A 14113-nucleotide genomic window follows, 5' to 3' on the forward strand; every position below is an offset into this window, starting at 1 on the left:
CCCGCCGTGATCGCCCCCAGATAGGCCGCGAACCGCGCCTCGCCCGTCCTCGGCCGCCTTGTCTGCCTCTCTACCATCCCCCACATATAGGAAGACCGGAAAGCTTTGACACAGTAAGACTAACAGGGATGCAGAGGATCGCACCGGATTCGATGCAATATTGAATCTATATGTACACCCTATTGACCGCCGACGCAGGTTGTACAATTTTAAGTTGAATACTAATTAACAATGTTAAGTAAAGGTTGTGGCGCCGGATCGCAGCACAGCCTGGACCGGAGATACCAATGACGCCGATCACGCCAGGATTGAACGCACGGGGCGTGTGGCTCGCGTCAAGTGGATATCCGGTGGTGGAGTTGCGCTGGGACGGCGCACCCGCTGGCTCCCAGCTCAGCGGGACCCGCGGCCATGACGCGATCTGGACACCCGGCACCGGCGCCATCGTCTCCGGCGGTGCTGGTGATGATTCCTATTATCTTTTCAACGCATCTGACGAGATCGTCGAACTACCCGGCCGCGGCATCGACACCGTCCGGAGCTATGCCAGAACCTACAGGCTGACGGCCAATGTCGAAAACCTCGTGGTCGAAAGTGACGGTGCGGCCGGCACCGGCAACGACATGCCGAATATCCTGGCGGGCGGCGCGGGCAACCAGACGCTGGATGGCGGCCGGGGCGATGATATCCTCAGGGGCGGTGCCGGCGCAGATGTCTTTGTCATGCAGGCCGGCACCGGCTGGGATCTCATCACCGATTTCGAGAATGGCGTTGACAGGCTCGCCATCGGCGCCGCCTATAGCCAACTGACCAGCTTTGCCGCGGTCAGGGCGGCCATGAGCCAGGTCGGCACCGATGTCATCCTGCGTCTCTCCTCCACCGATGCGGTGATTTTCCAGGGCAAGACCCTGGGTGTCTTCACCGCGCAGGATTTCATCCTGACCGCCTCTGTCATTGCTCCGGGATTGAACGCTGGCGGTGCGGTCCTCCCGGCGAGTGACTCTCCGGTGACCTGGCTGACATGGAACAACCAAGGTATCGGCACCGAGCTCGCCGGGACAGCCTGGAACGACGCGATCTGGATGCCGGGCGGCGGCGCCACGGTCAGCGGCGGCGCAGGAGACGACCTCTACCATCTCTACAGCCTGCAGGATCAGGTGGTCGAATTGCCCGACCAGGGCATCGACACCATCGTGAGCTATGTGTCCGCCTTCCTGCTACCGGCCCATGTCGAGAACCTGATGGTCCAGAACGCCAGCAGCTCGGGCACCGGCAACGCGCTGGCCAACATCATCAGGGGCGGTGCGGGCAGCCAGACGCTGGATGGCGGTGCGGGCAACGACCTCCTCATCGGCGGTGCCGGCGCCGATGTCTTCGTTATGCAGCCCGGCACCGGCCGGGATCTCATCGCCGATTTCGAGAACGGCGTCGACGCACTCTGGATCGGTGACGGCTTCGGCCAGTTCACAAGTTTCGCTGCGGTCGTAGCGGCCATGACCCAGTCCGGCAGCGATGTTGTCCTCCGCCTTTCCGGTACCGATGCTGTCACCTTCCAGGGCAAGACCCTCGACGCCTTCAGCCTGCGGGACTTCATCCTGCCGACCATGACCGTCACGCCGGGGTTTAATGCCATCGGAACCTGGTTGGCGGCGAGTGCTCCTCCGACAAACTGGCTGGGATGGGCCAGCAGCGCGGCCGGGACGTCGCTATCCGGGTCCGGCTCGAATGACATGATCTGGACCCCAGGCGGGGGCGCGACCGTCTCGGGTGGCCGCGGCGATGACACCTACCATCTCTACAACATGCAAGACCAGGTGCTCGAACTGCCCGATGAGGGCATCGACACCGTCCTGAGCTACCTTCCTGCCTACCGGCTGCCGGCGAATATCGAGAATCTCGCGGTGCAATCCGCCAACAGCGCCGGCACCGGCAACGAGCGGGCCAATATCCTGGCGGGCCGGGCTGGCAGCCAGACCCTTGATGGCGGTGCAGGCAACGACATCCTCACCGGCGGCACCGGCGCCGACGTCTTCGTCATGCAGGCCGGCACCGGCCGGGACCTCATCACAGATTTCGAGCATGGCGTGGACAGGCTCGTCATCGGTGGCGGCCACGCCCAGTTCACCAGCTTCGCTGTTGTCCTGGCGGCCTTGACCCAGAACGGCAGCGATGTCGTGCTCCGGCTCTCAGCGACCGATTCGGTCACCTTTGCGGGTAAGACACTCAGCGCCTTCAGCATGGACGATTTCGCGCTGCCCCAGGCATCGCTGATGGGCAGCCTCCGCCTGATCTTCAGCGACGATTTCACCAGCTTTTCGGGCAGTTCAAGCGGGCTGGACGCCAACGGCAAGGCAAACTGGCGCACGACCCTCATGTGGGGCAACCGGACCCTCGCCAGCAATAACGAGGCGCAATACTACGCGGACCCCACCATGGGAGCGAATCCCTTCACCCTGGATGCCGCGGGCAACGGAAGGCTGAACATCACCGCGAAGCCCACGGCCGGGTTGCCGAACGGACTCACCTATTCCAGCGGGGTCATCACCTCCGACACCATCGCGGTCCAGACCTACGGCTATTTCGAGATGCGGGCGAAGATCCCCGAAGGGGCAGGATTCTGGCCGGCCTTCTGGCTGCTGCGTGACGATGGCGCCTGGCCGCCCGAGATCGACGTCATGGAGATCCTTGGGGACGCCCCCGGCAGGCTCCTCATGACGACCCGCTCCACGCAAACCGGAACCCAATCGGCAACCTATCACTCGTCCGAGGAGCTCTCGCTCGATTTCCACACCTATGCCGTGTCCTGGCGGCCGGACCGGCTCACCTGGTACCTTGATGGCACCGAACTCTACTCGATGGCCACGCCGGACGACATGCACGGCCCGATGTACATGGTCGCCAACCTGGCGGTGGGCGGCGCCGGCAGTTGGCCCGGCCCGGCGGATGGCGTCTCCAGCGCGACGCTCTCCATCGATTATATCCGGGCCTACCAGTTCAGCGACGTCGCCGTGCCCTGGCGTCCGCCCGCCGTCCAGGGAAGCCTGCTGGTCGGCACCTGGTCCTCCGACACCATCATCGGTACGACAGGCAGCGACCGCATCGAGGCGGGCGGCGGCAATGATCGGCTGAGAGGTGGCAACAGTGCCGATGTCTTCGCCTTCGCGCCGGGCGAGGGCCAGAACGTCATCGTCGATTTCCAGCCGGGCATCGACAAGGTCCTGGTTTATGGCGTGAACTCGGTGGGCATCACCGAGAGCAGCGCCGGCCTCGTGCTCACGCTTGCAGCAGGGACTACCGTGACCCTCAACGGCATCACGGCTCTGCGCGCCGAAGACATTGTCTATGCCGATGCACGGCTGCTGGGTACCGCCGGTGCGGACCACTTCGACCGCTCGGCCGCTATGCGTGCGCAATACGTCTCCGCCGGCGGTGGAGATGACACGGTCATCGGTGGTCCGGGCGATGACTTCATCATCGGCGGGCAAGGCCGGGATGTCCTGACCGGCGGCGCGGGGCGCGACACCTTCGCCTTCGGCCAATGGGACGGCCTGGATCGCATCACCGATTTCCAGCCCGGCATCGACCGCATCATGCTGCGCGGCATCCCATCCGAAGCCGTATGGGTAAACCCCGCGCGTGATGCGGATGGGATCGCCGGCCTGCAGATCACCTATACCGAGGGCCAGTCCATCTTCCTGCCTGGCGTGACAAGCCTCTCCTCGGGCGACATCGTATTCTCGTCCTAGCTTCTCCCGGAAGCGAGTTCCATCTCACCTCCGGGGCCTGCCGGCTCAATGGCGCGGCTGCGAGGTCCGCCGCCGCAATGGTTCGAGCCGGCGGAGCGGCTCCCGGCCAAGCCGCAGGCATTCGGCGGCGTTCCCTGCCGGGCCGTCAAGCGGCCGGCGCCAGAGCAGTGCCAGGCGGCCGCGGGCCATCGCCTCCTGCCGGGACCAACCCATGCGCCGGCCGAGATCGCTACCGTCCATGTCCCTCACCTTTCATCATGAGACCATAAGCCGCCCCAAAAACGCCCGATCCGGCCCGTGGCTCCCGTCAGATCCTGACGAGCGGACAGCCGCCCTCCCGCAACGGGCGCCAGGCCTCCTCCGCTGGAATGGTGGTGATCAGCTTGCAGAAGTCGTATGGCCCATGGCTCTCGGCCTGCTTCTTGATCTCCCAGAGATACATGCTGTGGAGGGTGCGGCCATCCTCCCGGATGCGGACATCGTTATTGTACATGTCGTTCACCGGCATGGCCTTCATCCGCGCCGCCACGGCATCGGCATCGGTCGAGCCAACGTCCCGCACCGCCTTCAGCCAGTGCGTCACGCCGGTATAGACGGCCGCATGCTGCAGCCCGGGCGGCGTGGTCATGCGGGCCATGTAGCGGCGGGCCCAGGCGCGGGTGCCATCGGTCATGTCCCAGTAGAAGCTGTCGGTGAAGACCATCCCCTCGCAGGTGCGCTGGCCGAGCGCGACCACGTCGGTAATCTGCACCAGCAGCGTGGCGATGCGGATGCCGCCGCGGGTGAGGCCGAACTCCGCCGCCTGCTTGATGCAGTTCTGCAGATCGACCCCGGCCAGGGCCATGCCGACCACCTTGGCGCCAGAGGCGCGAGCCTGGATGAGAAAGCTGGAGAAATCCGCATTGTTCAGCGGCGCCCGGACCGCCCCGAGCACCTTGCCGCCATTGGCCCGCACAGCGGCCATGGTGTCGCGTTCCAGCGCATGGCCGAAAGCGTAATCCGAGGTGATGAAATACCAGCTGTCACCGCCCGCCTTGGTCAGCGCCGTGCCGGTGCCATGCGCCAGGGCATAAGTGTCGAACCCGAAATGCATGCCGTAGGGAGAGCATTTGCTGCCCGTCATGTCGGAGGTGGCGGGGCCGGTAATGATGTAGATCCGCTTCTTTTCCCGGCAGACCTCCTGGATCGCCAGGCCGGAGGAGCTGGCGGCGCCATCCGCCAGCGCATCGACGCCGCCATTGTCGATCCATTCGCGCGCCAGCGCCGCCGAGACATCGGCCCGGTTCTGGCCGTCGGCCTGCCGCACCGTGACGGGGCGGCCGAGCACGCCGCCGCCGAAATCCTGGATGGCCAGTTCCGCCGCCACGCGGTTGCCGGGCCCTCCGACATCTCGGAAGGGGCCGCTCATGTCGCTCAACAGGCCGATCTGGACGGGGCGGGCCGGCTGGGCACGGAGAATGCCCGGGGCGGCAAGCGGCAGGGCCGCCATCCCGCCGAAAAGGGCGCGGCGTTCAATCCTGGACATGGCTCTTGTCTCCCTGCCGCGACGATGCGCCGATCGGGGCCAGGGTGCAAAGGGGCATGGCGGAACGTGATCGCAGGCCGCCCGGTGCGCCCGCCACCGCACGCGCGCCCTCATGCGGCGCCAGAAGGCCTGCGCGGCACTGCCTCTTGCCGCATGGCAACACCTCGGTGCGCGGCAGGGGCAGCCAGCTCGGCCCGGGAGAGGCGCGAGGCCGGCATCCGCCGCATAGCGTCGGGCATCGTGCACGAAGGGGACGCGCACCGCGGCGGCCTTGGCCCGACCCGGAGGCGGTGGCATTGCCTTCCCGATGCGCGCCGGGGGCGCGGCGCGGGCTGCCGGTCGCGGGTCAGCCCGGTCCCACTGCTGCCGGGCGCGGCCCGGGTTTCAATCCGCCCGGATGCCGCTCTCGCGCGCAATGGTGCTCCAGCGCTCGGCGTCGCGGCGCAGCCAGTCCTGAAGCTCGGCCGCGGGGATGATCAGCGGCTCGGTGAAATTCGCCTTCAGCCGCTCCAGCATCGCCTGATCCATGGAAGCATCGAAGGCCTGCTGCAGCCGCGCCAGCACCGGTGCCGGCACGCGGGCCTGGGTGAAGACGCCGTTCCAGACACTGAGGTGGTAGCCCCGGACCCCGGCCTCCTCCAGCGTCGGGACCTCCGGCAGCGCGGCGACACGGCGGTTCATGGTCACAGCCAGAGCCTTCACCGCCCCGCCCCGGATATGCGAGGTGGAGGTGGCGGAGGCGTCGAAGAGCAGGTCCAACTCCCCGGCCAGCATGGCTGCGATGGCGGGTGAGGAACCGCGATAAGGGACATGGACCACCTCGATCCCGGCCAGGCGCGCAAGCATCACCTGCGAGAGGTGGGAGGAGGAGCCGTTGCCAACCGAGCCGAAGAGCAGCCTGCCCGGTTCTGCCTTCGCCCGCGCGATCGCCTCCTGCGCATTCGCCGGGTCCCAGCGGCGCGGATTGCAGATCAGCACGTTCGGCATGTCCGCCATCATCCCGACGCCGACCAGGTCGCGCCGCGGGTCGAAGCCGGGGTCGGGGTAGAGCACGGGATTGACGCCCTGCGTCGCCATGGTGCCAAGGAAAAGGGTGTGCCCGTCCGGCTCCGCCTGCGCCGCCACCTTGGCGCCGATACTGCCGCCGGCGCCGGCGCGGTTCTCCACCACGACGGGTTGGCCGAGATGCCGGCCCATCGCCTCGGCGGCAAGGCGGCCCATGAGGTCTGTCACGCCCCCAGGAGGATAGGGCACGATCAGCCTCAGGGGCTTGTTGGGAAAGGCCGCCTGCGCACGGAGCGCAGGTGCGGCGAGCAGGCCGGCCGCCAGGGCGGCGGCGCTGCGGCGGCCGATCTTGGCCATGGTTGTTCCTCCCGGAGTGTTCTTGTGCCCGCAGCCTGTCCGTTGCGGGCCAGGCATGCAAGCCGGTGCATCGGCAGGTCGGGGCGCCACCGCATGGCCGCTCCGCAGCATCCTGGCCGGTACCGGCCTGAACCCGTGCAGCAGCGGACCACGTCCGAACCGGAGAGGCAGCCCGCGGTACCTCATCGTCGCCCGGGTGGAATCCCCCGTTCTGCTCCGCCCTGGCCATTGGCGTTCTTCCGCTGTGGAGGCCGGGCGATTCGTCCGGACCAGCCGGCGCACGAGGCTATGCCTTGAGCCAGCCCTGCAGCAGCGCAGCCGTCGCCTCGGGCGCTTCCATCGGCGGCAAATGGCCGCAGCCGGGGATCCGGTGAAACACGGCCCGCGGGATCCCGGCTGCGATCTCCTCGGAAAGCTCGGGCGGTGTCAGCACATCCGCCTCCCCCACCGCCACCAGCGTGGGCACCCGGATGCCGGCCAGGTCGGGCCGGCTGTCGGGACGGCCGAGGATGGCCGCCTGCTGGCGCAGGAAGGCGTCCCGCCCGACCCGCTCCGCCATCGCCATCACTGCCTGCCCCACTGGCCCCGCCAGGTGGTCGGGATGGACGAGTTGCGGCAGCAGCCGCGGGGTCACGCCACGGAACTGGCCGGACCGCGTGAGCGCCATCAGCCCGCGGCGGCGGCGCGCCTGTTCCGGCGTGTCCGGCCGGGCCGAGGTGTCCAGCAGCGCGAGCCGCGTCACCCGCTCCGGTGCCTGGCGCAGGATCTCGAAGGCGAGGTACCCGCCCATGGAGAGGCCGGCGAGCGCGAAGCGCGGCGGCGCCGTGGCAAGCACGCGCCGGGCCATGCCGGCCAGGCTGTCATCGAGGGTGGTATCGGCCACCCGGCATTCCGCCTCGCCAGCCAGGGCGGCGACCTGGTCGCGCCAGAGCCGCGCATCGCAGAGCAGGCCGGGGAGCAGAAGGAGGCTGATCGGTTCGGGCATGGCGATCATGCCCCATAGTCGTGCCCGAAGGGCGGCACAATCGCCCGCAATGCTTGATTTTCCGCCCGTGAAAGCGCATATGGCCGCCGGACCTGGAACGGCGGCCTCGTGATTCGGCACGCCGGGCGTCGGTTTTCGGCCCTTGCCGACCAGCATATGCCGCTGGGGCACCGGCCGCCATGCCGCCGCCGTCCCGGCGAAGGAACCGATCGCACTTGACCGATACCCCTGACCGGCCTGCCCCCGCGGCAGCCGACCTCCCGCACAACGTCACCGATATCGCCGCGCCCGTGCCGGATGCGGTTGCACCTGCCGAGATTCCGGCGCCCACCGAAGCTGCGGTGGAAGCCTCCGCGCCCGCCGAGCCCGTGGCCGAGGCTGCACCGGTCGTCGAGGACGAGCCGGAGGACGATGCGCCGGAGGCCGTCGAGGCCGCAGAGGAAGAGGACGAGCCGGAGGAGGACGAAGCCTCTGCCGCGGAGGACGAGTCCGAGGAGGAGGAGGATGACGAGGACGACGAGGAGGAGGAAGCCGAGGAGGCCGCCGCCCCGCGCGTCACCTTTGGCGATCTCGGCCTGTCCGAGCCGATCCTGCGCGCCGTCGCCGAAGCCGGCTATGTCACGCCGACCCCGATCCAGGAGCAGGCCATCCCCATCGTGCTGATGGGGCGCGACGTGCTGGGCTGCGCCCAGACCGGCACCGGCAAGACCGCCGGCTTCACCCTGCCGATGCTCGATATCCTGGCGAGCGGCCGGGCCAAGGCGCGCATGCCGCGCAGCCTGATCCTGGAGCCGACGCGCGAACTCGCGCTGCAGGTCGCCGAGAATTTCGTGAAGTACGGCAAGCACCTGAACCTGGTGCATGCCCTGCTGATCGGCGGCGAGAGCATGAATGACCAGCGCGCCGTGCTCGAGAAGGGCGTGGACGTCCTGATCGCGACCCCGGGCCGACTGCTCGACCTGTTCGACCGCGGCCGTATCCTGCTTGCAGATTGCAAGGTGCTCGTCATCGACGAGGCCGACCGCATGCTCGACATGGGCTTCATCCCGGATGTGGAGCGCATCGTTTCCATGCTGCCGGGGATGCGGCAGACGCTGTTCTTCTCGGCGACCATGGCGCCGGAGATCAGGAAGCTGGCGGATGCCTTCCTGCAGAACCCGAAGGAAATCAGCGTCTCCGCCCCCGCCTCCGTGGCGACGACGATCACGACCGGCCTGCTCTGGACGCGCGAACTCGACAAGCGGGAGGCGCTGCGCCGCCTGATCCGGCGGGAGGACGTGCAGAACGCGCTGATCTTCTGCAACCGGAAGATCGATGTCGATATCCTCTACAAATCGCTGAAGCGGCACGGCTTCTCGGTCGGCGCCCTGCATGGCGACATGGACCAGGCCAGCCGCTTCGCCACGCTGAACCGCTTCAAGGCGAACGAGCTACAGCTGCTGGTCTGCTCCGACGTCGCGGCGCGCGGCATCGACATCGGCGGGCTCAGCCACGTCTTCAACTTCGACGTGCCCTTCCGCGACGAGGACTACGTCCACCGCATCGGCCGTACCGGCCGCGCGGGCCGGCAGGGCCATGCCTATACCATCGCCACCGCCGATGATGCGCGCAATGTCGCGGCGATCGAGAAGCTGACCGGCGTGCCCATCCCGCGCATCGAGATCGAGGGGCTGGATCCCGTCAGCAACGAGGAGATCGCCGAGGCGGCGACGCGCCCGAAGGGCCGTGGCCGCGGCGGGCGCGATGCCGCCCGTGGACGGGAGCGCGAGCGTGACCGCGGCGGCCGCGGCAGCCGTCCGGAGCGTGGCGAGCGCGAGCGTGCCGCCGGCGGCCGGGACCGCGACCGCGCACGCCCGGAACGGAGCGACCGGGATCGGCCGGATCGGCATGAGCGGAGCGACCGGGACCGACCCGAGCGCGATCGCGGCCCGGTGCGCGAGCGCGAGCGCGAGCGCGAGCGTCCGCAGCGCGCGGAAGCAGAGCGTGGCGATCGCTACGACCGTGGCGAGCGTCCTGAACGCGGCGACCGCGAACGCTTCGAGCGCGACCGCTACCAGGGCCAGCGCGATGACCGCCGGCGCGACCGCGATGACCGCCGGCGGGACCGGGACGATCTGGGCCCGGCGGTGCGGGGCTTCGGCGATGCCGTGCCGGCCTTCATGCTGATCCCGATCCCTCGCCCCCGGCGTGAGAGCGCGGCGGAGCAGGAGGCAGCGTAAGCGGCGGCGGACTCCCGGGGGTCCGCCCCCTGTTTCTTTCGCCAGCCATGCGCGCGGCCAGGGCCTCCCTGGCCGCTTCTGCGTTTTACCCCCGGTTGCGGGACTCCCTGCCCCGCGCCAGATTGCGCCCCATGAGCACGCCCGGTCGGGCCACCGAGGAGATCGCCATGAACATCGCCAATCCCGTTGCCATCCCCTCCTCCGGCGCGTCCGACACCGCCGTCGTCGCGCCGCAGAGCGCGGCCGTCCGCCGCTCCACGCCGCCCTTCGTCTGGGAGGACCCGCTGCTGCTCGAAGGGCAGCTGACGGAGGACGAGCGGATGATCCGCGACGCCGCACACCAGTTCTGCCAGGAGAAGCTGCTGCCGCGCGTGCAGGAGGCCTTCCGCAAGGAGCACTTCCACCGCGAGATCATGAACGAGTTCGGGGAGATGGGCTTCCTCGGCGCCACGCTGCACGGCTATGGCTGCGCCGGCATCTCCTATGTCGCCTACGGCCTGATGGCGCGCGAGGTGGAGCGGGTGGACAGCGGCTACCGCAGCGCCTTCTCCGTCCAGTCCTCGCTCGTCATGTACCCGATCTATGCCTTCGGCTCCGAGGCGCAGAAGGAGAAGTTCCTGCCGAAGCTGCGCACCGGCGAATTCGTCGGCTGCTTCGGCCTGACCGAGCCCGATGCCGGCTCCGACCCCTCCTCCATGCGCACCCGCGCGAAGAAGGTGGATGGCGGCTACCTGATCAGCGGCTCGAAGACCTGGATCACCAACTCCCCGATCGCCGACATCGCGGTCGTCTGGGCGAAGGATGACGAAGGCGTGCTGCGCGGCTTCATCCTGGAGCGCGGGATGAAGGGCCTGACCTTCCCGAAGATCGAGGGCAAGTTCAGCCTGCGCGCCTCCATCACCGGCATGATCATGATGGATGAGGTCTTCGTGCCGGAGGAGAACCGCCTGCCGGGCGTGAAGTCCCTCGCCGGCCCCTTCTCCTGCCTCAACCGCGCCCGCTACGGCATTGCCTGGGGCGCCATGGGCGCGGCCGAGGACTGCTGGCACCGCGCGCGGGAATACACCATGCAGCGGAAGATGTTCGGCCGGCCGCTCGCGCAGACCCAGCTGATCCAGAAGAAGCTGGCGGACATGCAGACCGAGATCACGCTGGGCCTGCATGCGGTGCTGCGCGTCGGCCGCCTGTTCGATGAGGACAAGGCGGCGCCGGAGATGATCAGCCTGGTGAAGCGCAACAACTGCGGCAAGGCGCTGGACATCGCCCGCGTCGCCCGCGACATGCATGGCGGCAACGGGATCGTGGACGAGTACCACGTGATCCGCCACGTCATGAACCTGGAGACGGTGAACACCTATGAGGGCACGCATGACGTGCATGCCCTCATCCTCGGCCGTGCCATCACCGGGCTGAACGCCTTCGGCGGCTGAGGGCCGCAGGACGGGCGCCGGGCGGCGCAGCATGCCCGGCGTCTTCGGGCCGGAAGATGTGCAGGAGCTGGAGCACGCCATCCAGCTCGCCATCGCACCGGCCTTCCTGCTGACAGGCATCTTCGGCCTGCTGAACGTGCTGGCCGGCCGGCTCGGGCGGCTGATCGACCGGGAGAGGGCCATCCGCAACGGCCTCTCGCCCGCCCTGCCGGGTGAGCGTCTGCGGCTTGCCCGGCGCGCGCGGTTCGTGCATGCCGCGATCGCCGGTTGCGTGCTGGCGGCGATCCTGCTCTGCATGCTGATCGTTGCCTCCTTCATCGGCATCTTCCTCGGCCTGCGCGTCGCCTGGCTGCTGGGTGCGTTGCTGGTCCTGGCCATGCTGGCGCTGATCGGTGCGCTGGCGCTGTTCTTCCGGGAGGTACGGCTGGCCTCCCATCACCTGCCCCTGGCGCATGATGACTGACACCCTGGACCTGACCGTGGAGGCGCTGGGCGCCGCCGGTGACGGCATCGCCCGGCTGGAGGGGCGGACCGTCTTCCTGCCGGCGACGCTGCCCGGGGAACGCGTGCGGGCACGCCTGACCGGGAAACGTGGCGATGCGCTGGCGGCCGAGGCGCTGGACATCCTGGCCCCCTCCCCCGATCGCATGGCGCCCGCCTGCCCGCATTTTCCGGATTGTGGCGGCTGCACGCTGCAGCACTGGGCGGACGCGCCCTATGCCGAGTGGAAGCGCGCGAAGCTGGTCGAGGCGCTGGCCCGGGCAGGCTTTCCGGAAGCACCGGTTGCGCCGCTCGCCCGGACGCCACCCGCAACGCGGCGGCGTGCCGACCTCGCGCTGCGGCGCGGGCCGGGCGGCGTGGTGGCGCTCGGCTACCATGAGCGCGGCAGCAAGGCGGTCCTGGACCTCACGACCTGTGCCGTGCTCGACCCGCGCATCATCGCGCTGTTCGAGCCGCTGCGGGCGCTGCTGAAGCGCCTGCCGGCGCTGAAGCGCGATGGCTCCGCGGTGGTGAACCTGCTGGAGACCGGGCCGGACCTGTTGCTGCGGACCGATGGCGCCCTGGAGGCGCCCGGGCGTGCGCTGCTCGCGGCTTTCGCGGCAGAGCACGGCATCCCCCGCATTGCCTGGGCGCGCGGTGACGGCCCCGCCGAGACGGCGGCGCAACTCGGCCCTGTCGCCATCCGCTTCGGGGGCGTGGCTGTCGCGCCGCCGCCAGGCGCCTTCCTGCAGGCCAGCCTGGCGGGCGAGGCGGCGATCGTCGGGGCCGTGCTGGCGGGGCTGCCGGAGAAGCTGCCGCCGCGTGCCGCCATCGCCGATCTCTATGCCGGCAGCGGCACCCTCAGCTTCCCGCTCGCCGCACGGGCGCGCGTGGCGGCCTTCGAGGGCATGGCGGAGTCTGTCGCTGCACTATCGGCCGCCGCCGGCAAGGCAGGTGCGCGGGTGAAGCCGGCGCGGCGGGACCTCGACCGGCAGCCGCTCCTGCCGAAAGAGTTGCAAGAATTCGCGATTGTGGTGCTCGACCCGCCCTATGCCGGGGCGGCCGCGCAGCTGCCGCTGCTGGCGCGCGCCGGGGTGCCACGCATGATCTATGTCTCCTGCAATCCCGCGGCCCTCGCGCGGGATGCGCAGATCCTGGCGCGGGCCGGGTATCGGGTGCTGGCGGCGACACCGGTGGACCAGTTTCTCTGGTCCCCGCATCTCGAGAGCGTGGTGGTTTTCGCCCGATAGTCAGCCGGAACAGGTTGATCCCCGCCGCTGGCTGCCCATTCAATGGCCATGCATTCCCGGGGAGGACCTCGTCATGCTGCTGAGACTCGACCGTCGCCTGGCCCTGGCCGGACTACCCGCGATCTTGGCCGCGCCGGCGCTGCTCCGCGGTGCCGCGGCCCAGACCGCACCGGCGGCCACCCCCGCCGCCCAGGCGCCTGGCTTCTATCGTTTCAAGGTCGGCCGATTCACCGTGACCACGGTGCATGACGGCTTCCGTGCCGTGCCGCTGCAGGGCTTCGTGCGCAACGCCCCGCTGGAGGAGGTGCAGAAGGTCCTGGCGGAAAGCTTCCTGCCGACCGATACGCTGCGCATCCCCTTCACCATCACCTTCGTCGAGACCCCGCACGGCCTGGTGGTGTTCGACAGCGGCAATGGCGTGACGCCGCCCGGCGCCACGGTGGGGCGTCTGGCCGAGAACATGCGCGCCGCAGGGCTCGATCCGGCGCGGGTTTCGACCGTGATCGTTTCGCACTTCCATGGCGACCATATCAGCGGCCTGACCAATGCGGAGAATGCCGCCACCTTCCCGAATGCCGAGGTGGTGGTGCCGGCCGCCGAATGGGCCTGGTGGACCGATACCGCGAATGAGGCGCGCACGCCGGAAGGGCAACGCCCTACCTTCGCCAACACCGCCCGGCGCTTCGGCCCCTATCAGGGCAAGGTCCGGCAGGTCGCGGATGGGACGGAGGTCGTGCCGGGCATCCGTGCCATCGCCGCCCATGGCCACACGCCGGGCCACACCGTCTATCACCTGGCGGATGGCCATGAGCAGATGATGTTCGTCGCCGACACCACCAACCGACCGGAACTGCTGGCGCGTCGGCCGGATTTCCACATCATCTTCGATTTCGACGCGCAGATGGCGGAGGCGACACGGCGCCGGATCTATGATCGGGTGGCGGCCGACCGGATCCGCATCACCGGCTACCACTTCCCCTTCCCCGCCACTGGCTATCTGGCGAAGGAAGGCAACGGTTACCGTTTCGTCCCGGCCGACTGGTCAGGCGCGGTCTGAATGCGCGGCCCGGGAGCGTGAGGAATGACCGGGGCACCCATTGCGTCCTGCGCGACGGG

At 68.9% G+C, this 14113-nt stretch carries 9 protein-coding genes; 6 read left to right on the forward strand and 3 right to left on the reverse strand.

Going from position 1 to position 14113, the window contains the following annotated elements; genetic code table 11:
* Positions 1-287: 287 nt before the first annotated feature.
* The gene (locus LHA35_RS24445) at positions 288-3746 is read left to right on the forward strand and encodes a family 16 glycosylhydrolase (protein ID WP_226613447.1); all 3459 of its coding nucleotides are present in this window, start codon (positions 288-290) and stop codon (positions 3744-3746) included.
* Positions 3747-4053: 307 nt separating this feature from the next.
* Here the strand turns inward: LHA35_RS24445 and LHA35_RS24450 are convergent, their stop codons facing one another.
* The 3 genes from LHA35_RS24450 to LHA35_RS24460 all read right to left on the reverse strand — a co-directional run bounded on the left by LHA35_RS24450 (position 4054) and on the right by LHA35_RS24460 (position 7618).
* Positions 4054-5271 carry an ABC transporter substrate-binding protein gene (locus LHA35_RS24450; RefSeq protein ID WP_226613449.1) on the reverse strand — a complete coding sequence of 406 codons (1218 nt, stop codon included), beginning with the start codon at positions 5269-5271 and terminating at the stop codon, positions 4054-4056.
* Between the two features lie 384 nt (positions 5272-5655).
* Complete coding sequence (locus LHA35_RS24455) at positions 5656-6633, reverse strand: Bug family tripartite tricarboxylate transporter substrate binding protein (protein ID WP_226613451.1); 978 nt, start codon at positions 6631-6633, stop codon at positions 5656-5658.
* Positions 6634-6919: 286 nt separating this feature from the next.
* Positions 6920-7618 carry an alpha/beta fold hydrolase gene (locus LHA35_RS24460; RefSeq protein ID WP_226613452.1) on the reverse strand — a complete coding sequence of 233 codons (699 nt, stop codon included), beginning with the start codon at positions 7616-7618 and terminating at the stop codon, positions 6920-6922.
* 179 nt (positions 7619-7797) lie between these two features.
* Between LHA35_RS24460 and LHA35_RS24465 the strand changes: the two genes are divergently transcribed.
* From LHA35_RS24465 to LHA35_RS24485, 5 genes are all read left to right on the forward strand, one after another.
* Entirely contained in the window at positions 7798-9837 is a 2040-nt protein-coding gene (locus LHA35_RS24465; RefSeq protein ID WP_226613454.1) for a DEAD/DEAH box helicase, read from the forward strand.
* A gap of 131 nt (positions 9838-9968) precedes the next feature.
* Entirely contained in the window at positions 9969-11267 is a 1299-nt protein-coding gene (locus tag LHA35_RS24470) for an acyl-CoA dehydrogenase (RefSeq protein ID WP_226613456.1), read from the forward strand.
* Positions 11268-11298: 31 nt separating this feature from the next.
* Entirely contained in the window at positions 11299-11730 is a 432-nt protein-coding gene (locus tag LHA35_RS24475; RefSeq protein ID WP_226613458.1) for a DUF2721 domain-containing protein, read from the forward strand.
* Positions 11723-12997, forward strand: coding sequence for a class I SAM-dependent RNA methyltransferase (locus LHA35_RS24480; RefSeq protein ID WP_226613460.1), 1275 nt, complete (start codon positions 11723-11725; stop codon positions 12995-12997). Before LHA35_RS24475 ends, LHA35_RS24480 begins: the two co-directional genes overlap by 8 nt.
* 73 nt (positions 12998-13070) lie before the next feature.
* Complete coding sequence (locus tag LHA35_RS24485; protein ID WP_226613461.1) at positions 13071-14054, forward strand: MBL fold metallo-hydrolase; 984 nt, start codon at positions 13071-13073, stop codon at positions 14052-14054.
* Positions 14055-14113: the final 59 nt, after the last annotated feature.

Origin of the sequence: Roseicella aerolata, assembly GCF_020523605.1 — a bacterium.
Classification (GTDB): Bacteria; Pseudomonadota; Alphaproteobacteria; order Acetobacterales; family Acetobacteraceae; genus Paracraurococcus; species Paracraurococcus aerolatus.

Excerpts from the sequence above, each read along its gene's own strand:
- LHA35_RS24445 (WP_226613447.1), top strand. The coding sequence starts at position 288 with ATGACGCCGATCACGCCAGGATTGAACGCACGGGGCGTGTGGCTCGCG.
- LHA35_RS24450 (WP_226613449.1), bottom strand. The coding sequence starts at position 5,271 with ATGTCCAGGATTGAACGCCGCGCCCTTTTCGGCGGGATGGCGGCCCTG.
- LHA35_RS24455 (WP_226613451.1), bottom strand. The coding sequence starts at position 6,633 with ATGGCCAAGATCGGCCGCCGCAGCGCCGCCGCCCTGGCGGCCGGCCTG.
- LHA35_RS24460 (WP_226613452.1), bottom strand. The coding sequence starts at position 7,618 with ATGCCCGAACCGATCAGCCTCCTTCTGCTCCCCGGCCTGCTCTGCGAT.
- LHA35_RS24465 (WP_226613454.1), top strand. The coding sequence starts at position 7,798 with ATGCCGCCGCCGTCCCGGCGAAGGAACCGATCGCACTTGACCGATACC.
- LHA35_RS24470 (WP_226613456.1), top strand. The coding sequence starts at position 9,969 with ATGAGCACGCCCGGTCGGGCCACCGAGGAGATCGCCATGAACATCGCC.
- LHA35_RS24475 (WP_226613458.1), top strand. The coding sequence starts at position 11,299 with ATGCCCGGCGTCTTCGGGCCGGAAGATGTGCAGGAGCTGGAGCACGCC.
- LHA35_RS24480 (WP_226613460.1), top strand. The coding sequence starts at position 11,723 with ATGACTGACACCCTGGACCTGACCGTGGAGGCGCTGGGCGCCGCCGGT.
- LHA35_RS24485 (WP_226613461.1), top strand. The coding sequence starts at position 13,071 with ATGCTGCTGAGACTCGACCGTCGCCTGGCCCTGGCCGGACTACCCGCG.